The 18,472-nt window shown below is 60.1% G+C and carries 19 protein-coding genes; 10 read left to right on the top strand and 9 right to left on the bottom strand.

Annotated features, from left to right (window positions below):
• The first annotated feature begins 4 nt into the window (after positions 1-4).
• The 4 genes from AAFX04_14390 to AAFX04_14375 all read left to right on the top strand — a co-directional run bounded on the left by AAFX04_14390 (position 5) and on the right by AAFX04_14375 (position 2,435).
• Positions 5-364 carry a VOC family protein gene (locus AAFX04_14390; GenBank protein MEO1046624.1) on the top strand — a complete coding sequence of 120 codons (360 nt, stop codon included), beginning with the start codon at positions 5-7 and terminating at the stop codon, positions 362-364.
• A 94-nt stretch (positions 365-458) separates the two neighbouring features.
• On the top strand, positions 459-1,316 hold the full coding sequence (locus AAFX04_14385; protein MEO1046623.1) for a hypothetical protein: 858 nt from the start codon (positions 459-461) through the stop codon (positions 1,314-1,316).
• Positions 1,317-1,428: 112 nt separating this feature from the next.
• A complete protein-coding gene (locus AAFX04_14380) occupies positions 1,429-1,698 on the top strand; it encodes a hypothetical protein (protein ID MEO1046622.1) in 270 nt (89 codons plus the stop codon).
• Positions 1,698-2,435, top strand: coding sequence for a 7-carboxy-7-deazaguanine synthase QueE (locus AAFX04_14375; protein MEO1046621.1), 738 nt, complete (start codon positions 1,698-1,700; stop codon positions 2,433-2,435). The genes AAFX04_14380 and AAFX04_14375 overlap by 1 nt, the downstream gene beginning before the upstream one ends.
• 252 nt (positions 2,436-2,687) lie before the next feature.
• On the opposite strand, the gene AAFX04_14370 is transcribed toward AAFX04_14375, so the two are convergent.
• The 5 genes from AAFX04_14370 to AAFX04_14350 form a co-directional block, all read right to left on the bottom strand.
• Positions 2,688-4,304: a DUF87 domain-containing protein gene (locus tag AAFX04_14370; GenBank protein MEO1046620.1), complete on the bottom strand. Its 1,617-nt coding sequence runs from the start codon at positions 4,302-4,304 to the stop codon at positions 2,688-2,690.
• A 177-nt stretch (positions 4,305-4,481) separates the two neighbouring features.
• Complete coding sequence (locus AAFX04_14365; protein MEO1046619.1) at positions 4,482-5,204, bottom strand: TIGR02186 family protein; 723 nt, start codon at positions 5,202-5,204, stop codon at positions 4,482-4,484.
• 38 nt (positions 5,205-5,242) lie between these two features.
• Positions 5,243-6,157: a sulfite exporter TauE/SafE family protein gene (locus AAFX04_14360; GenBank protein ID MEO1046618.1), complete on the bottom strand. Its 915-nt coding sequence runs from the start codon at positions 6,155-6,157 to the stop codon at positions 5,243-5,245.
• A 79-nt stretch (positions 6,158-6,236) separates the two neighbouring features.
• Positions 6,237-7,409, bottom strand: a complete 1,173-nt coding sequence (locus AAFX04_14355; protein ID MEO1046617.1) for a hypothetical protein — start codon at positions 7,407-7,409, stop codon at positions 6,237-6,239.
• Positions 7,406-8,830 (bottom strand): glycosyl transferase family protein, encoded by a 1,425-nt coding sequence (locus AAFX04_14350; protein ID MEO1046616.1) that lies wholly within the window; start codon positions 8,828-8,830, stop codon positions 7,406-7,408. Before AAFX04_14350 ends, AAFX04_14355 begins: the two co-directional genes overlap by 4 nt.
• Before the next feature lie 173 nt (positions 8,831-9,003).
• Here AAFX04_14350 and nhaA point away from each other — a divergent pair, with 173 nt between their 5' ends.
• Genes nhaA through AAFX04_14335 form a run of 3 tightly spaced genes read left to right on the top strand, consistent with a single transcriptional unit; the run spans position 9,004 to position 12,708 of the window.
• A complete protein-coding gene (gene nhaA / locus AAFX04_14345) occupies positions 9,004-10,296 on the top strand; it encodes a Na+/H+ antiporter NhaA (GenBank protein MEO1046615.1) in 1,293 nt (430 codons plus the stop codon).
• Entirely contained in the window at positions 10,296-11,639 is a 1,344-nt protein-coding gene (locus AAFX04_14340) for a hypothetical protein (protein MEO1046614.1), read from the top strand. The genes nhaA and AAFX04_14340 overlap by 1 nt, the downstream gene beginning before the upstream one ends.
• Positions 11,640-11,643: 4 nt before the next feature.
• On the top strand, positions 11,644-12,708 hold the full coding sequence (locus AAFX04_14335) for a histone deacetylase family protein (GenBank protein MEO1046613.1): 1,065 nt from the start codon (positions 11,644-11,646) through the stop codon (positions 12,706-12,708).
• Between the two features lie 9 nt (positions 12,709-12,717).
• Here the strand turns inward: AAFX04_14335 and AAFX04_14330 are convergent, their stop codons facing one another.
• Both AAFX04_14330 and AAFX04_14325 read right to left on the bottom strand, forming a co-directional pair.
• A complete protein-coding gene (locus tag AAFX04_14330; protein MEO1046612.1) occupies positions 12,718-13,167 on the bottom strand; it encodes a hypothetical protein in 450 nt (149 codons plus the stop codon).
• A 130-nt stretch (positions 13,168-13,297) separates the two neighbouring features.
• A complete protein-coding gene (locus AAFX04_14325; protein ID MEO1046611.1) occupies positions 13,298-13,735 on the bottom strand; it encodes a VOC family protein in 438 nt (145 codons plus the stop codon).
• A gap of 119 nt (positions 13,736-13,854) precedes the next feature.
• On the opposite strand from AAFX04_14325, the gene AAFX04_14320 reads away from it, so the two are divergent.
• On the top strand, positions 13,855-14,589 hold the full coding sequence (locus tag AAFX04_14320; GenBank protein MEO1046610.1) for an SIMPL domain-containing protein: 735 nt from the start codon (positions 13,855-13,857) through the stop codon (positions 14,587-14,589).
• Here the strand turns inward: AAFX04_14320 and AAFX04_14315 are convergent.
• Together AAFX04_14315 and AAFX04_14310 are read right to left on the bottom strand one after the other, a co-directional pair.
• The gene (locus tag AAFX04_14315; GenBank protein MEO1046609.1) at positions 14,570-15,424 is read right to left on the bottom strand and encodes a tetratricopeptide repeat protein; all 855 of its coding nucleotides are present in this window, start codon (positions 15,422-15,424) and stop codon (positions 14,570-14,572) included. The two genes, AAFX04_14320 and AAFX04_14315, sit on opposite strands and share 20 nt — an antisense overlap.
• Positions 15,425-15,450: 26 nt before the next feature.
• Entirely contained in the window at positions 15,451-16,218 is a 768-nt protein-coding gene (locus AAFX04_14310; GenBank protein ID MEO1046608.1) for an alpha/beta hydrolase, read from the bottom strand.
• A 144-nt stretch (positions 16,219-16,362) separates the two neighbouring features.
• Between AAFX04_14310 and AAFX04_14305 the strand changes: the two genes are divergently transcribed.
• Together AAFX04_14305 and AAFX04_14300 are read left to right on the top strand one after the other, a co-directional pair.
• Positions 16,363-17,331, top strand: coding sequence for a helix-turn-helix domain-containing protein (locus tag AAFX04_14305; GenBank protein MEO1046607.1), 969 nt, complete (start codon positions 16,363-16,365; stop codon positions 17,329-17,331).
• A 10-nt stretch (positions 17,332-17,341) separates the two neighbouring features.
• Positions 17,342-18,451, top strand: a complete 1,110-nt coding sequence (locus tag AAFX04_14300) for a hypothetical protein (protein ID MEO1046606.1) — start codon at positions 17,342-17,344, stop codon at positions 18,449-18,451.
• Positions 18,452-18,472 lie beyond the last annotated feature (21 nt).

The raw sequence follows: 18,472 nt of genomic DNA, 5'->3' as shown, positions 1-18,472 counted from the left end.
CGTCTTGAAACTCGATCATCTTGTCATCCTTGTGCGCTCGTTGGAGCGTAGCCTGCCCTGGTATGCAGCACTTCTGCCATTGTTGGGCTTCACCAAGACACGCAACCATGTCTGGTCCAGCGATGATGGTCTCAGCATTGATCTTAAGCAGGCTAAGCAAGCAACAGATGACTATGAGCGCTATGCCCCCGGTTTGAACCATGCGGGTTTTACTGCGGCTGATGATGCTGCGCTGGATGCAGTGCGCGATGGCATGGCAGCGGCCGGTTTCGAAGTCCCGGAAAAGCAGTATTTTGGCACCGAGACAGCAACCTTTTTCCGCGATCCCGATGGTATGCGGATAGAAGTTACGGTATATCGCTGAATTGATGACCAATAGTGATGCTTTAGCACAGGAGTACCGATCAGGGATATTGCGGCTCCTGCTTGTGTTTTGCACTCTCATCCTGCCTGCCGCCGTGAATGCGCAGACGACGGAAGACCCGATCATCCTCACTGGTGTGGTGCGCGAGCAGGGCGTCCCCTATGAACCCATAGGCGACGTCGAAGGATTCCGGCAATCGATCAGCTTTGTCGCCTGGAGAGAGGGCGATGGACCGGTCAGCACCTCGCTGCTTCAGGTGCAACTGAACGTCGACAGCCGAGAAGAGCAACAGGCGCTGCAACAGCCATTTCGCAAGGGACGTCTCGTGCGCTTCGTGATCGAGGATGAAGTCATTTTTCGCATGGTGGACGGCGTGCCACTATCTGCCGAAGCCGACTGGGTGAGAATGCTGGAGCCGGTTGAGGACCCCGAGCTTGCCGCCGCAGCAGACCGGATATTCAACCCGCTACCCTTTACAGACGCTGAGTTGGGCGAATTCGAGCCGCATTCCAGACTGTTCGATCATTTCGGGCAGGTGCGCCAGTGGCTGGGCAAGGATATCATCTTCGAGCTTATCCTCGAACCCATGGGGCCGGATGCGCGCGACCGGGCTCTCGCCATGGCGCACCTGGCGTGGAATGATCACGCGGCCATCGATGAAAAGATACGCGAGGCGATCACCGATCATATTTATGCACGGCGCGCCGAAGAGGCGGGCATACAGCTTGTCCCGCTGGACGGCGGTGAGCCGATCACCGAGGACGAACTGCCACCGCTCAGCCGCAAAGCCTTCAAGGCCGATCACCGGCTGAGACGCGTGTCCTGTTCAGCACTGGATTATTGTGTGCTGGAATATCTGGCGGATACGCTGGAGTGGCACTGGAGTTACACCGCCACCATCATGCGTGACGATGGTGGCGGCTGGTATCTGGACGGCTGGGACTTCCCTTGAGAGCAGGTAACCGTATGGCACCTAACGCGTGGACGATAATGCAATGCATGAAATTGAGTAAAAAGTGGCAGACGTGCAATGATTAGGCCTCCAGAAAGTTCAGGGGAATAATATGATTGAGCGCTCTATATCCGGCAATGGCGAACTTCTAATTGGAGAAAACTCGCTGCCTGTAGATTATCATATCAATGTATTCTTTGATGGAGCAATGCGCTCTGCGCGAGGCACAATAACTGGTGATCCCGGTACGTTACTGGCAGCAATGATGCAGCGCGAAAACTTGGATATGCATCTCGAAGGGGGAGGAAAAGTAAACTTAATCCTGACCCGCTCTAGTTCATCCGGTACTTTTCAAATCACAATTAGCGGACCGGTTCCCTAATGGAACGCCTCACCCTCGCCACCGACGATAACGGCGGTCCGGAAATCTTCGCCTCGATCCAGGGTGAGGGGCCGAGCATCGGTCACCCCGTGGCCTTTGTGCGGCTATCGCGCTGCAATCTCGCCTGCATATGGTGCGACACCGCCTATACTTGGCATTTTAACGGCGATGATCGCCCGCATCGCGATGGTGCGACCTTTGACCGCAAGGCCAATCAGATAACACTCGCTACTGCCGATGTCGTCGAACATATCCTCGCGCTCGGCATGAAGCGACTGGTGGTGACCGGCGGCGAGCCGCTGTTGCAGGCCGGGCCGCTGGCTGATCTGCTCGACAAGCTGCCCGATATGGCGGTCGAGATCGAGACCAACGGCACCACACCGGTACCGACCCGGCTCGATATCCGCGTCGACCAGTTCAATGTCAGCCCCAAGCTCAGCCATAGCGGCAATCCGGCAGAGCTTGCGCTTGTCGAGGACCAGCTGCATTTTTATGCCACGGACAAACGCGCCTTTTTCAAATTCGTCATCGCCAAGCCGGAGGATGTGGACGAAGTGCTGGCGCTACAGCAACGTTTCCATATCCCCGCTGAACGCCTTTATCTGATGCCCGAAGGCACTGACAGCCCGACACTGCATCTGCGCGGTGCATGGCTCGTGCCTTTATGTCTGAAACATGGCTTTCGCTTTACCGACCGCGAGCATATCCACCTGTTCGGCGACACGCGGGGAACGTAATATGTCAGCCCTCAAACGCCAGGCGGCTGCATCCGCAGCCCTGGCTTCGCCGCAATACGCGGCGGCGACCGGTCGGTCTTGCGGGCCTGACGGCCCGGATTTAGCCCGCAAAAATATGCTGTCATCTCGTATTGCCGCTGGAATAGAACCAGAAGCGATTTAGCGTAGTGAGCTGTGAGGAGTAAGGCGCGGGGAGAACGCGCAGCCCTTCGAGGCCGCAACGACGAAGCAGATCGCTGCGATAAATCGCTTTTAGCGGCCCTGGTTGCGCCAGCGAGTGATGACGCGGTCGACGATTTCCTCTTCGCCACCGGTCTGGTTCCACAGCTCGCTGAAGCTCGGATCTTCCGAAGCCGGGCGGCGCTCTTCTTCCAGATTGTCGAATGACACGCGGATCGGGATCGACACGCCTTCGCCGCAGATAATGCATTCGCGGTTCCTGAGCGCCGGAATCGAGTCGAGAAAGCCGCGCGCACCCTCTGGCATGGCCGCCTTGACATAGGCCTGGTCGCGATCATTGTTGAGACGCATCGCAATGATCGTACCGCATTGCGACAATACCCCTTCGGCAAGATCGGATGGACGCTGGGTGATCAGCCCCAGCGAAACGCCATATTTACGTCCTTCCTTGGCGATCCGCGACAACACATCGCGTACAACGCTCTTCTCGGTCTCGCTCGCCGGAATATAGCGGTGCGCTTCCTCGCACACCAGCAGCACCGGGCGTTGCGGTTCGTTGCGGCTCCATATGGCGTAATCGAACACCAGCCGTGACAGCACCGCGACAACGGTCGAGGTAATCTCCGAAGGAACACCCGAGACGTCGATAATCGAAATCGGCTTGCCTTCGCTCGGCAGACGGAAAATCTTGGACAGGAAGCTGGCCATGCTGTCGCCGACCAGCATACCGGAAAACATGAAGGCATAGCGCGGATCGGCCTTGATCTCCTCGATCTTGCCTTTGAGCCGCATATAGGGTGCGGTGGTGTGCGACTTGTCGAGTTTGCCCATCGCATCCTGAATGTTGGTGAGCAGGTCCGACAACATATAGGGCACCGGTGAATCCACCGTCAGCTTGCCGATAGATTCAGCAATGCGGTTCTTTGCCCGCGCCGCGAACAGCGCCCGGGCCAGAATGTCGCAATCGGTCTGGCGATCCGGCCCTTCGGAGGTGACGAATACCTCGCAATGCTCCTCAAAGTTCATCAGCCAATAGGGCATGGCCAGATTGCTGACATCGTAAAGCGCGCCATTCGTCTTGAAGGCCGCCGAATATTCGCCATGCGGATCGACCATCACAATATGGCCTTCGGGTGCCATGTCACAGATGCGGTGCAGGATCAGCGCCGCCGATGTTGATTTACCGGTACCAGTCGAACCGAGCAGGGCAAAATGCTTGCCCAGCATGGCATCGACATAGAGCGCACCGCGGGTATCCTTGGTCGGATAAACTGTGCCGATCTCGACATTGGCACGCGAATCGGCGGCGTAAATCTGTTTCAGATCATGGCTGGTCGCGGCATAGATTTTGGTACCCGGCACCGGATAGCGGGTTACACCGCGACGGAAATGATAGATTTTGCCGGTCAGCTTCTCTTCATCGCCTTCGCCGAGAAAATCGATCTGGGCGACGATCAGACCAGCTTCGCGCTGGTGCATGCGCTGGGTACGGACACTGGCCAGCAGCCAGCGACTGCCGAGGCGGATCTTGACCTGGCTGCCGACCTGGCCGGCCATGGCAATACTGGGGTCAGGGTCATCGTTGAGAAAGTCGAGACGCGAGGAATCGATAAGCACCTGGCTGCCGGATCCGTTGATCTCGATCACTTCGCCTATGGCAAGCTCTTCCAGGCTACGCTGGGAGACCATCTCCTGCGGTATATCCCGCACCGATGCCGGTTGGAAACGGTCGAAATTATGCTGTCCCATATCAGCCATGCTGTGTCCATATCCCTGCTTTTTCAATAGCGTTCGGCTTTAGCGGAATATGGTGAACAAACCTTTTATATGGCGCCATAACACTGTGTAAAATCAATGTTATCAATACTATATGCGCTGGAAAATCATGCCCGCAGCCCAACCGAAAAGCAGTGAGACCAGCACTGCCGCCAGGCCGTAGATCCAGCTGTAACGGTCGGCGACAATTGCGACAAAACGCTCAAAGCCAACCTTGCCGACCTCGATCTCGCGGATCTCGGCGGCCACTACCACGCCATCCTGCACCAGAAACGTCTCTGCCTCATAGGTGCCCTCGACCACGGTTGACGGGATTTGCAGCCGCGCCTGATAGAGCAGGCCACTTTCTATGGTGACACCGTTATTGCGTTCATCGAACAGCTGGTTGCGACGGTTGAGGTCGACCAGGCCGTCGACAAAACGCCGCTGCTCCTCCGGGTCGATGGTGCTGGCCGGCGAAAGCTGGAGCTTGTCGAGGCCGAATTCATAGATCAGCGCGGTACGGTCATCGACAATGTCGTCAAGCGGTCGTGACGATGCGATAGCGTAATAGGAAGGCGCCGAGCGAAACTCGGTGCTGGCGGCATTGACCCAGATGCCGGCAATTTTCTGTTTCTCGCGCACGGTGATCGATTGCGGCGGGCCGCGCAGCACCACAACAATATCGGTCTGGACGTCAGGCGGCCGGACGCTGGGATAGGAAATGGCGCCGAACAGCAACAGTTCAGCGCCGGTGAAGCCATAGCGGATGTTGATGGTACGCTGCGAAACATCGGGCACCAGCACCGGTTCCTCAGCTGCAGTCAGCAGCATCAGGCTCGCAAGGCCAAGGAACAGGGTTGCTATCCGCCTCACTGAACCGCCACCGAATAGATTTCATCCGGCCGCCAGCCCAGACCAAGGGCGAGACGGAACGCCACCATCAGCACCAGCGCCGCCAGCACCAGCCGCAGATATTCCGGCTTGAGCTGTTGCGCAATACGGGCACCGATCTGGGCACCGCTGACACTGCCCACAAGCAGAAAGATAGCCAGTACGATATCGACCGCCTTGGTGGTCAGACTGTGTACCAGAGTCGCGGCAATGGTGACGAAGAGAATCTGGTAAAGCGAGGTGCCAACCACCACCTGGGCGCCCATGCCGAGCAGATAGAGCATTGCCGGCACCATCACGAAGCCACCGCCAACGCCGAGCAGCATCGTCAAAATGCCGGTGATGAAGCCAAGCAGCAGCGGTGCCAGCGGCGAGATATAGAGACCCGAGCGATAGAAGCGCCAGCGCAGCGGCAGGCTGGCAACCAGTGGATGGTGCCGACGCTTGCGCACCGCAACCCGCTGACCACTGCGCATGGCGCGAATGGTCTGGATGCTCTCTCGCGCCATAAGACCGCCAATGCTGGCCAGCATCAGCACATAGATGAGGTTGATGATGATATCGATCTGGCCGAGCGATTCGAAAAAGCGGAACAGCAAGGCGCCAAAAAGCGTCCCCACCAGGCCACCCGCCGCAAGCATGGCCCCCATGTGATAATCCACCGCTTTGCGCTTGGTATGCGCCATCACCCCGGAAATGCTGGCGCCAGTGACCTGGGTCGATGCGGATGCGGCGGCCACTGTCGGTGGTATGCCATAAAAGATCAGCAGCGGCGTGGTGAGAAACCCCCCGCCGACGCCGAACATGCCCGAAAGCAGACCGACCAGACCGCCCAGGCCGATAATGACCAGTGCGTTGACCGAAAGGTTTGCGATGGGAAGATAGACGTCCATGACTGGCCTGAACCTAGTCTTTTTGCACGCCCACCGGAAGGGCAATAACCGCATCAAGCGTGGGTAAAATCGTCTGTTCTCAAAAACGCGTCGATACCGTCAGCGCCGGGCCCGATCCGGGATCGGCATTGCCGGCGACACGCTGGCGCCAGTCGAGCGCAACACTCGCCGGCTGTCCGGCCACGGAAAACCCAATGGCAGCCCCCGGCCCGATGTCGACCCGAACCACATGGTCGATCTGCAACCCGCTATCATCATCGCTTTCAATCGGGCCCTGACCACCACTCCACAAGCCGACGCCGAGCGACAGATCGCGCTGCTTGTCACGGGCAACCTGCTTCTGCGCCACCAGCTGCAGGTCAAAAAACCAGGCGGAATCCGCGACACCCACCGCACCGGCCTGGCCATAGCTGTCAAGCGACACGCCTTGTGGCAGCGCGAGCCGCGGCATTTCGGTATAGGCATAGAACGCAGGACGGGAAAAACCGCTGTCATCGAGCGCCAGCCGTTGTTCGGCGGCGACGCGCAGTGGCAGTTTCTTCACCGGGCGGATGCTGGCGCCAATAGCGAGCTCTGCCTGGGATGGACCGGAAAAGGCGCGCGTGGCCCGGGCAAACAACGTCGGTGCCGAAGCACTGCCGTCACCCAGCCGATAGCGCAACACCGTACCGGCCTGACTGCCGCCATATTGGCCACGACCGCCGATCGGGCTGACAGCACTGCCCGGACGCACAAATCCCCAGGCGTCGAGCGACAGGCGATCCACATTTCCTGGCGAAGCCGAAGACAGTCTTTGCTGACCCGGTTCACGCAGCTGGAATTTGTCATATGCACCATGGACCGCCGGCTCTGTAAATGGAGAAGCGTCATATGTGCGCAGCACAAAGGCCGGGCGCACATGACGCCAATATAAGAGCTGATGCTGTGCCAGCATAGCTCGCGGCAGTCCTGCCGGAGCGATTTCCCGGCTCTGTGGGTGCATCGCCATTACAAGCGCATTAGCCGAACGCCCATTGACGCGCCGTACGGATTGCCCTGGTTCGAGAGCCGGGGGGGCGGCGTCGCCAGCAGCGCTGGCCAGCGCGTCGCGCAGTGCTTCTATTACCGGTGGTGCGCTACCCGCCTCACCGGCAGGCGCCAGCAACATCTGAGGGACACCATAGGCAATCAGGCGGCCGCCGCACCACAGCAACAGCACGATCAGCAGAAAGCGCAGCGGCTCTCCCGGTGTGGCACGCCGATGCAATGTCATGTATCGCGCACGCGCAGCACGTCATAGGCAGGCGTCCGCACCTCTTCCGGCACGGCATGATCGGTCTTGTCCCAGCGTAGCGGACCACCGAGCAGCAATTTGCAATAGATCATCATCGCCCGGCGCGCTGCCATGATGGTAATGATATTGGCGGTAATCATGCGCGGTATCGCCAGCAACCCCTGCTCCAGACCGTAAAGGCGGGTTGTGAAGACAACCCGCATCACCAGCCGCCACAGCAGGAACAGAGCATTGGCCAGCAGCAATATCTGCAGCGGCCTGGCGAATGGCGTCGGCGTGATCAGCCCGAACCAGCTGGCTATCGCCACCATGCCGCCGCAGACAATGGCGCCATAGGCCGCCAGCAGGACAAGCGCGCTGAGCATTGCTCGCCGGTCACGCAGCCGCATCCAATATTCGGCCATGCCTCCCTGCCAGCCGAGCCGGTCCCAGCCGCTCAGCGCGATACCGGCAATCCAGCGGCTTTTCTGGCGCACCGCATCACCAAGGCGGTGTGGAAAATAGGCACGGGTGGCAATCCACTCGCCATCACCATTGCGGCAGCGACAGAAGCAGGCGCGCGCGCCTGCGCGGTGCAGCAACAGACCAAGCTCATAATCCTCTGTCAGACTGTCTTCAGAAAAAGGAGCGGCACCGCTTCCTGTTGCGAGCCGACCCAGCACCTGGCGGTCAATAGCGCAGCCGACACCTGCCAGCGGCAGGCCGGCATCTAGGCTGTCGCGGACCACCATCGCCTTGCCATGCGCCTCGGCAAATTCATCGGCATAATGGCCGGAAACAAAGAGGGAGCCCGGATGGATAAGCGGGATTACCGGCAGCTGCACCACTGCATGCGTTTCCAGCTTATCTGCATAGAGCGCGAGCGCGTCGCGATGCACGATATCCTCGGCATCATGCAGCACCACGGCATCAAAGGCATGGCCCGAACGCCGTTCTTCATGGCACAGCGCCTGCCACATGCGGTTGAGGCACTGAGCCTTGGAGGTCGGGCCGTCTTCGCTGTTGATGACAATGCTGAGCCGCGGGTCACCGGTCAGTGCCAGCGCAGCATGCAGCGTCGCCGGGTCATTGGGGTAGCAGCCGAGGAATATCTGCACATCCTCGTGCTGCCAGCGCTGCAGCATGGTGCCGAGCGTTCCGGCAATGACCTGCGCTTCATCCCAGGCCGGGACAAGCACGGCAAAACGGCGCCGGGGATATCCTTCAGGCGTGTGCCGATGCTCGGGAGCAGATCTGCGCCGCCACCATAACAGGTCGACAGCAATGTCATCGAGTGCACCGAGAAGGAACCAGAACCCGGCGAAAAATGCCAGCTCGCGCGCGCCAATGTCGAGCCAGCTTCCCCAATCGGCTGCCACAATCGTCCCCCTGACCGACACCGGCGCCGGCAATGTGTTCATGCATACTCTTGCTGCTATTGTGAAGCTTGTCAAAGCCCCAGCGCATATCGCGCCGCACCGCTCATCACGGCATTGCGACCATTGGCGACTGGACTCAGGGGAATATGCTTATACATAGAGGCTGAACCATTGATGATGGGGGCCATGACCCATGCCCCAGCGAAAGGACTTACATGGCTGCGCCAAAGACACCCCGCTCCGGCAGCAATTCCGCATTACGCAATTTTCTTGAGAGCGAAGCCGCCGGTGGCGTCCTGCTGATGATCTCCGCCGCGGTGGCAATGATCATCGCCAATACGCCGCTTTATGATGTCTATCATCATGTGCTGCACGAGATTGAAGGCCCTGTCCTGACCGAAAAGCTGGGTCCCATGACCCCGCATCTGTGGATCAATGACGGGCTGATGGCGATATTCTTCTTCCTTGTCGGCCTCGAAATCAAACGCGAATTCATCGATGGACGGCTGGCAACCTGGGATGACCGGCGGCTTCCGGTCATTGCCGCGCTGGGCGGCATGGCGGTCCCCGCGATTGTCTTCATCATCGTCATCTATGCGGCCGGTATGCCCGAACTCAGCCGCGGCTGGGCGATCCCGGCGGCCACCGACATTGCCTTCGCCATCGGGGTGCTGGCGCTGCTGGGCAACAGGGTGCCGGCGTCTCTCAAGCTTTTTCTGGTAACTGTTGCCATTGTCGATGACATGTGCGCGGTTGCGATCATTGCTCTGTTCTACACGTCAGGCCTGAAGATCGCCTTCCTTGCCGCCGCTGCGGTGGTGCTGGCGATCATGTTCGGCATCAACCGTGCCGGCGTCCGCTCGCTGCCAATCTATTTCGTCTTCACCCTGGTGCTATGGTATCTGGTGCTGATGTCGGGCGTCCATGCCACCATTGCCGGCGTGCTCGCGGCGCTGACTATCCCGATCACCAAGAGCCCGGGCGCGCCGGATGATGCGGAATCACCCCTGCATGTCCTCGAACACGCCATCGCTCCGATCAGCGCCTTTTTCATCATCCCGGTTTTCGGCTTTGCCAATGCGGGAGTCGAGATTATCGGCAAGCTGAGCTGGTCGGAAGTGTTCGCACCGCTGCCGCTTGGCATTGCGCTGGGCCTGTTGGTCGGCAAGCAACTCGGCATTTTCGGCAGCATCTGGGTTTGCGTCAAAATCGGCTTTGCCAAGAAGATACCCAATGCCAATTGGCAACAGATTTACGGCCTCTCGATGATGTGCGGCATCGGGTTTACCATGAGCCTGTTCATCGGTGAACTCGCCTTTGCCGGTAAGGATCCTTATATGCAGCTGCTGCGTGATGAGGCCAAGATCGGCATCCTGATGGGTTCGATCGTCTCTGCGGTTGTCGGCTATTTTGTGCTGCGATCGGCATGCAATAAGCGGCTGGCCGAACGCGCCGCTATGGCGGCCGCGGAGAAGGCAGCGGCTACCGATCCACAGGCGGCCGAATAGTGCGTTTCGCCGTAGCGGCCGGCACTGTCCTGTCGCTTGCCTGTCTGTTACTGCTCGGCGCCTGCACCGCTGCCAAACCACCCGTTACCGCGCCTGCGCCGACCCCTGAAAAAGTGGCGGTCACCATGGACGGCATCGCCGAAGAATATGTCCGGCTGTCGCTCGAAATCGGCAGCCATGAACCCGGATATATCGATGCCTATTACGGGCCAGCGGAGTGGAAGGCAGAAGCCGAAGCCAATCCGCGCGGACTGGTCGATCTCGCCAATGCGGTGATCGCGCTGGAAGAACGGCTCGATCTCGTCGACGAAAGCTTGCTCAACCCGTTGCAGCAGAAGCGCCGCGCCTTTTTGCTGGCGCAGCTGACCGCAGCACGCACCCGATTGCTGATGCTGCAGGGGGAGACACTGTCCTTTCGCGATGAGGCATTGGGACTCTACGGCGTTGTGCCCGAAATCAAGCCATTATCCAGCTATGACTCGGTGCTGGCGCGACTGGACCGGCAATTCCCCGGAAGCGGGCCGCTTATCGACCGCATATCCGTCATTCCCGCACGACACACCCTGCCGGCGGATCGTGTCAAAGCGGTATTCGATGCCGCCATCGGCGAATGCCGCCGACGCACCCTGGAGCATATCGCCCTGCCCGAGAGCGAACGCTTCACCATGGTTTTTGTCAGCGACAAGCCATGGAGCGGCTATAATTATTATCAGGGCGGCTTTAGCAGCAGGATAGAGATCAATACCGACCTGCCCTTGCGCACCGGCCGGGCCATCGATCTCGGCTGCCATGAAGGCTATCCCGGCCACCATGTGTACAACATGCTGCTCGAGCGCGACCTGTCACGCCAGCGCGGCTGGGTCGAATATCAGGTCTACCCGCTCTACAGTCCGCAAAGCCTGATCGCCGAGGGCAGCGCCAATTATGGCATCGAGCTCGCCTTCCCCGGAGACGAGAAGCTCGCCTATGAGCAGTCGGTGCTCTATCCGATGGCTGGCCTGGACCCGGATACCGCAAAGGAAATGGCCGATCTGCAAAAGGCTCTGCGCGATCTTTCAGGTGCCCGCTTCACCATAGCCCAACGCTATCTTGATGGCGAGATCAGCCGTGAAGAGGCTATCGCGCTGACCCGGAAATATCTTCTGGTGCGGCGCAAGCGGGCAGAACGGTCAATCCGCTTCACCGACACCTATCGCAGCTATGTCATCAACTATGGGCTGGGCCGCGACCTGGTGCGCGATTATGTCGAAAGTGCGGGTAGTGACCCGGCAATGCGCTGGGCCGCGATGGAGAAGATACTCAGCGAACCGACACTCCCCGTTGATCTGATAACGGGTCCCTGACGCTATGGATACTGCCACAGCCAGCCGGGCAATGCGGGTGTTTTTCGATCCCGGGCAGCGCGCCCATAATCCGGCGACCGAACTGCACAATGGCGGTTTCGTCCCCTATGCCGAGCATGTCGGGCGTATCGACGCGCTGACCGCGGCTGTCATTGCGGCCGGCCATAGGCTCGAAGAGCCGGCAGATTTCGGTATCGCTCCGATCGCAGCGGTCCACAACGTCGACTATCTCGATTTCCTGCAACATGCACACCGCCGCTGGCGCGAGGCCGGACGTGACGGCGATGCTTCGGGCTATGCATGGCCGGTTGTCGGGCGGCGATCGCTGACCCTCAACCGTATCGATGGTGATCTGGGTCAGTTCAGTTTCGATGCCGCAACTCCCATCGCCGCGCAAAGCTGGCACAGTGCCCGCGCCAATGCCCGGACGGCGCTGTCGGCTGTCGATGCGCTGCTCGACGGCGCGGCCGCAAGCTGCGGCCTGTGCCGACCGCCGGGCCATCATGCGGGAGCGGATTATATGGGCGGCTATTGCTATCTCAACAATGTCGCCATCGCGGCGCAATATGCCCGTGACAATGGGGTTCGTCGTGTCGCCATTCTCGATGTCGACTATCATCATGGCAATGGCACGCAGGACATATTCTACAGCCGCGATGATGTCTTCTTCACCTCGATCCATGCCGACCCGGCGACGGACTTCCCGTTTTTCTGGGGCCATGGAGATGAGCACGGAGAAGCGGCAGGCAAGGGGTATAATGCCAATTTTCCCCTGCCGCGCGGTACCCGGTGGCACGATTATGCCGTCGCGCTCGAGCAGGCACTCGCCGCCATCACCCGTTTCAACCCCGAATTGCTGCTGATATCATTCGGTGCGGATACGCTGGCCAGCGACCCAATCTCGCATTTCGTACTGGAGCTGGAAGACTATCCGAAAATGGGCGCAATGGTTGCCGCAACCGGTCTGCCCAGCGCCATCATCATGGAAGGCGGCTATGATGTCGACCATATTGGCGCGGCGCTGACCGGCTTTCTCTCCGCCTTTCCGACAGACGCGCCAAAAGCCTAGAGCCAGACCCTAGTCGGCGGCCTCTTCGGCCTTCTCATATTCGGTGAACATGCTGAACTGGCAGGAACCATAGGTCACGCCCGAGCGAAAATCGGTGATGGTGGCAACATCGCCCTTGCACAGCAGATCTACGGGGCGATTGGTCACCAGCGTGTTGTTCTTCAGATTGGGGCAGCCCTTGACCGGCTGGTTCACCAATACATCGCCATTGCGCATATTATAGACCAGCACATCATTGCTGATGGTGGTGACGTTGCGGATCAGCCGCTGGGAGATACAGCGGCGCTCACCCGTGGCTTCGCGACCGTCGAGCAGCTGGTCCAGCTTGGCCAGCTGCTTCTCGTCCAGCGCGGCACGGTCAATCTGGCCCGGCTCAGCGGCGGAAATCAGCAACGGAGCGACGACCACAAGTCCGAGGCCCGCAGCAGCACCGGCGGAAATCTGTTTGAAACGTGGCATAATCCTGATCCTTGTTTGCGTTTCCCGACCCACATACTCTCAAACAGGATTTAGCATAAATGAGCGATTGTGACCATATTGTGAACAGTCGCGGTGCCATTGACTGCCTCTATCACGCCGCGATGCAGCATCACCATTCGCCGCTATTGGGCATGGATGCCCAAGGCTCTTTCGGCTCCAGACTGCCCTGCTGCAGCAACTCTATCGATATACCATCCGGGGTACGCACAAAGGCCATATGGCCATCGCGCGGCGGGCGGTTAATGGTAACACCGGCATCCATCAGCCGCTGGCAGGTCGCGTAGATATCCTCGACGCGATAGGCGAGATGCCCGAAATTGCGACCGCCCTCATAGGCTTCGGCTGCGCTGCCATCTTCCCGCGGCCAATTATAGGTCAGCTCGACCTCGGCCAGCCCTTCCTGCCCCGGTGCAGCGAGGAAGATCAGGGTAAAGCGCCCTGCCTCGACATCGACCCGCCGCACCTCCTCGACACCGATGAGCTTGAAAAAGGCAACCGTCGCCTCGGGATCGGTTACACGGATCATGCTGTGCAGATATTGGGTCATAACAGTTAGTCTCACTCCATTCGTCGCAGTTCAGAAACGGTTCATCGCTGAAAACATATTGGCTGGGGCACGGTCGCTGTTCGCAATGTGTGCATGATTACTGCAAAGGGGAAGCGAAAATGTCCGAGTCATCCGAAAACCTGTCACCCTCTCAATCAGCGGCACGCGGGCTCTATTGGGGCAGCGCCGGCATTATAGCCATCGGCCTGGTGCTGGGCGGTTATTTGCTCGGCGATGGCCTGCTCCGCGCCCGCGAGGCTGACCGTTCGGTCACCGTGCGCGGACTGGCGGAACGCGAGGTGACCGCCGATCTCGCCACCTGGACCATCGCTTATTCGGCCAAGTCGACGAGCATGGAGCAGGCACAAAATGATATCGACCGCGATACCGACGCCATTCGCGCTTTTTTCACCGAACTTGGCTTTGCCGGCGATGCCCTGCAACCCACCGGCGTCAATGTCTCGCGCTATACCGAATATGGCAACCAGACCTTCACCATCCGCCAGCGGCTGCAGCTGCGCACCGATGACATCGAGAAGGCGCAGGCCGCAGTATCGGAGCAGTTCGGCCTCGTGCGCCGTGGCATTGTGCTTGAGGATGGGTCGGGCATGAATTTCAGCTTCACCAGGCTCAACGACATCAAACCGGAAATGGTGGCCGAGGCGACCAAGGATGCACGCAAGGCAGCGGAACAATTCGCCCAGGACAGCGGTACCGATGTCGGCGCGATCAAGAGCGCGACCCAGGGCTATTTCTCGGTCTCTTCGCGCGACGGCGATGGCGGCTATGGCGTCAGCGATACCCCCTATAAAAAGGTCCGCGTCGTCACCACGGTCAATTTCTATCTGGAATAGTATCGGTGCCGGTGCCCGCCGCCGGTGAGGCGGGGGCTTCCCCGCTCTCTTCACTATCCGCCATCTCATCCAGCTGGCGCAGATAGTCCTGGGCCGAGACCCGGGCCGGCCCGGGGGCATTGATTGTCACCACCTGCTCCCACGCCTTGCGAGCAGCGGCCAGGTCTCCCGACAATATGGCGATGGCACCGGCCTCGACCAATATGTCGGGATCTTCCGGACCGAGCGAAAGCGCCACCTGGATATCGGCGCGCGCGCGCTCGAGATTGTCGAGCCGCCTCTCAAGCGTTGCCGACAGCAGCCAGCCCAGCGGATCTTCGGGAACAAGCTTTTGCACCTGGGCAAAATCGCCGCGCGCATCCTCAAGCCGTTTCATCGCCACCAGGATGCGGGCGCGGTCGAGATGCGCCTCGCCACGCATCTGGCCAGTGAGCGTCCCCTGTGCAAGGGCGCTGTCAATATAGGACAGCGCGTCATCGAACTGACTGCCCGCCAGAGCGGCATTGGCCGCCTGGGTCCACAGATTGGCAGCGCGCTTGTCACCGGCGCTCTGGGCAGCATTGGCGGCCTGGGCGAAAGCGATGGCCGCCGCCTGCCAGCGCTGCTGACGAACATAGGCAAAGCCGAGACAATGGCGGGCAAAATAGCTGCCCCCGGTGGTCAGCCATTCATTGGCATTGGCGACGCCGCTCGACGGATCATCAATGGCGATATCGAGGCAACGGTTAAACTGGGCCTCGCGCGGATCAGGCGGCCCCATCACCTGCGCCGCCAGCGATTGCGGCAGCAGCGTAGACGCAGCAAGAATCGCCACAACGGGACCAGGGCGTATCACGGACAAGCGAGTCTCCTGCAGCGGGTTCAGCCTTCGGCTTTTGACGGATCGACCAGTTGCGCCAACATCGTCAGGATCAGGGCAATATCCTGTGGTCGCGACAACCGATGATCGCCATCCTTGACAAACACCGTCTGCACATCGGCTGAACGCAACAGCTTTGCCGTTTCCAGACTATATTGCCAGGGTACATCGGGATCGGCCTGGCCGTGGATGAAGCGCGCCGCGCAGGCTATGTCGATAGGCGCTTCGAGCAGGCGATGTGCTTCGCCCGACTGCCAGAAAGCCCTGGTGGTGATATAGGGCTCCGGGCCATAGTCGCTGGTTTCGACCAGCTTGCCCTCACGCAGGATTGTCAGCTTCTGTTCCTGGGTAAAGCCCCATAAGGTGAAATCGGGTGCGGCGGCAATGCCGAGCAGGCCGGTGACACGGCTCGGCCGTGACAGCGCGACCAGCAACATCAACCAGCCACCCATGGATGAACCGATCACTATGACCGGACCTTCGACCAGCCGGTCGATCAGGAGCAGCACATCATCGCGCCAGCTGATAAGGGTCTGGTCCTCGAAATCTCCCTCGCTGGAGCCGCAACCGGCATAATCGAACCGCAAACAGCCAAGACCATTTTCAGCCGCCCACTGATCGATCGCAACCGCCTTGCCGCCGTCCATGTCGGACATATAGCCGGGCAGGAATACCAGTGTCGGCTTGGCGGCACTGCCAGTGCGGTGGCGGTAGGCCAGCTTCAGCGTGTCGGGACGGGGGAGATAGGCGATAGCAGTTTCCTGAATCATGGCACCTGCGATATGGCGCGCGATGCGCATTTGCAAGCCGTTGCCACGATCCCGGACAAAAGTCCCATTCCATCCTCGGAAATGTCCGTTTTGATCGGAAGAATGTCATTTGAGACATCTCCAGTTCTATCCTAAGTCAAGCATATGGTTCGCACCGTCGCCTTTTTGTTGTTCGACAGGGTTAATGCACTCGATGTCGCAGGTCCCGCCGAAGCCTTTGCCACCGCTGTCGCTGCCGATGGCAAGCAGGCTTATATCGTCGAGACCTGGTCGCTGGGCGACAGGGTGGTTCGCAGCGAGTCCGGTCTCAGGCTATGCGCCGACCATGAAGTGCCGGGACAATCGCCCACTGATCGCTCCGGCGGCGCTGATATTCTGGTGATACCGGGCGGCGAGGGGATTCGCATCGGCCCCGCCTTGCCGCTGATCGCTGGCTGGCTGCAGCAACAAGCAGCGCATTTCCGCTATATCGCATCAATATGCACCGGCGCCTATGCCCTTGCTGAATCGGGGCTGGCCAATGGACGGTGCATCACTACCCATTGGGCCCATGCTGCCGATCTGCAGCGTCGCTATCCCGGGGTGAATGTCGCAGCCGATGCGCTGTATCTACGCGATGGCCGCTTCCATTCTTCTGGCGGTGTCACCGCCGGGGTCGATCTGGCACTTGACCTGATCCAGCGCGACCTCGGCAGCGATGCGGCGATGCAGGTGGCGCGGCAGATGGTTGTATTCCTGCGTCGCACCGGCGGTCAGGAGCAGTTCTCCCTGCCGCTGCAGATGCAGGCCGCGGCCCCCAGGGGACTGGAGAATCTGTGTGCCTGGGCGGCGGGCAATCTCGACAAAGACCTCGGAGTCGAGGCGCTGGCCGGTCGCGCCGGAATGAGCAGCCGCCAGCTGTCGCGCCGCTTCCGCGACGCATTCGGGACTCCACCCGCAGCCTATATCAAGCGGCTGCGGCTCGACAGTGCGCGCGCGCTGCTCGACCAGGGCATGACGATAGCGCAGGCCAGTCATGCGGTCGGGTTCATCAGCACGGACGGTTTCCGTCGCGCTTTTGAAAATTGCTTCGGCATTTCGCCTGGCGAATATCGCAAGCGCTTTCAGCAATAGGAGAGGGAAAATGGTCTGTACCGACCGCAGGACAGTGCTGGCATCGGCGATGGCCGGTGCTGCCGGAATGCTTGTGCAGCCGCCGGCGCTGGCGGCAATCGCCAACGCCACAGACGAGAGGTTCCGATGTCCACCATGCGGGTGCAGCATGGACAACCATATGTTCCTCGCGCCAGGCAAATGCCCCGATTGCGGCATGATATTGCAACCGGGGCAGGAAACCGATCTCGGCCATGCCCCGGACCGGCTGGCCGCGCGTGCCGGGTATTTCACCCTGGCAGGCAAGGATATGGCGCGCATCCGCATCGATTATTACAAGCCGGACAATTTCACCGCGACATCGCCGATCCTGCTGGTCGTTCCCGGAGCCGGACGGGACAGCGACGAATATCGCAACGCCTGGCTCGAAACCGCTTGGTCCACCGGCACTCTGGTCGCGGCGCTGGGATATCCCGAGGCTGATTATGATTTTTCCGCCTATCATATGGGCGGCGTTATCCGCGACCTGCGGTTCGACAATATGGTGATCGAGCGCCCGGATGGCGGCGGCCGCGTGATCCGGATGCGCGATGAGGATATCCGCTTCTCGGTCAACCCGGACCGGGCGAGCTGGCTGTTCGGGGATTTCGACCGGGTGTTCGACCATATTGTCACCGCTACCGGCTCGCGGCAACAGGGTTATGATATTTTCGGCCATTCCGCCGGTGGCCAAATTCTGCATCGGCTGGTGCTTTTCCATCCTCAGGCAAGGGCCGGACGGATCATCGCCGCCAATGCCGGTTTCTATACCCTGCCGGACCTGGCCGAGCCGCTGCCGACCGGATTGGCCGACACCGGACTCACCGAAGCGGATCTCAAAGCATCGCTGGGTCGATCACTGGTGCTGCTGCTCGGCGAGAAGGATGACAATGAAGGCGCCGGTGGTACCTTTTTGCGCACCCCGGCCACCGACCGTCAGGGTCCGGGCCGCTTGCAGCGTGGGCGCTATTTCCATCGCACGGCGCAGCGAAAGGCAGCAGAGCTCGGCATCCCTCTGCAATGGCAAGTGCAGACCGTGCCCGGGGCCGGTCATGATTTTGCCGCCATGACCCGTGGCGCGGCAAAGCTGCTCTATGGCTGATTGCGGTTCGAACCTGTCGGC

This window comes from Pseudomonadota bacterium (assembly GCA_039818985.1).
GTDB lineage: Bacteria > Pseudomonadota > Alphaproteobacteria > Sphingomonadales > Sphingomonadaceae > Alterisphingorhabdus.
This window is presented reverse-complemented; position numbering and strand designations above follow the sequence as displayed.

Coding starts and splice junctions, on each gene's coding strand:
- AAFX04_14380 (MEO1046622.1), top strand. CDS start 1,429: ATGATTGAGCGCTCTATATCCGGCAATGGCGAACTTCTAATTGGAGAA.
- AAFX04_14375 (MEO1046621.1), top strand. CDS start 1,698: ATGGAACGCCTCACCCTCGCCACCGACGATAACGGCGGTCCGGAAATC.
- AAFX04_14370 (MEO1046620.1), bottom strand. CDS start 4,304: ATGGTCTCCCAGCGTAGCCTGGAAGAGCTTGCCATAGGCGAAGTGATC.
- AAFX04_14365 (MEO1046619.1), bottom strand. CDS start 5,204: ATGCTGCTGACTGCAGCTGAGGAACCGGTGCTGGTGCCCGATGTTTCG.
- AAFX04_14360 (MEO1046618.1), bottom strand. CDS start 6,157: ATGGACGTCTATCTTCCCATCGCAAACCTTTCGGTCAACGCACTGGTC.
- AAFX04_14355 (MEO1046617.1), bottom strand. CDS start 7,409: ATGACATTGCATCGGCGTGCCACACCGGGAGAGCCGCTGCGCTTTCTG.
- AAFX04_14350 (MEO1046616.1), bottom strand. CDS start 8,830: ATGAACACATTGCCGGCGCCGGTGTCGGTCAGGGGGACGATTGTGGCA.
- nhaA (MEO1046615.1), top strand. CDS start 9,004: ATGGCTGCGCCAAAGACACCCCGCTCCGGCAGCAATTCCGCATTACGC.
- AAFX04_14335 (MEO1046613.1), top strand. CDS start 11,644: ATGGATACTGCCACAGCCAGCCGGGCAATGCGGGTGTTTTTCGATCCC.
- AAFX04_14330 (MEO1046612.1), bottom strand. CDS start 13,167: ATGCCACGTTTCAAACAGATTTCCGCCGGTGCTGCTGCGGGCCTCGGA.
- AAFX04_14325 (MEO1046611.1), bottom strand. CDS start 13,735: ATGACCCAATATCTGCACAGCATGATCCGTGTAACCGATCCCGAGGCG.
- AAFX04_14320 (MEO1046610.1), top strand. CDS start 13,855: ATGTCCGAGTCATCCGAAAACCTGTCACCCTCTCAATCAGCGGCACGC.
- AAFX04_14310 (MEO1046608.1), bottom strand. CDS start 16,218: ATGATTCAGGAAACTGCTATCGCCTATCTCCCCCGTCCCGACACGCTG.
- AAFX04_14305 (MEO1046607.1), top strand. CDS start 16,363: ATGGTTCGCACCGTCGCCTTTTTGTTGTTCGACAGGGTTAATGCACTC.
- AAFX04_14300 (MEO1046606.1), top strand. CDS start 17,342: ATGGTCTGTACCGACCGCAGGACAGTGCTGGCATCGGCGATGGCCGGT.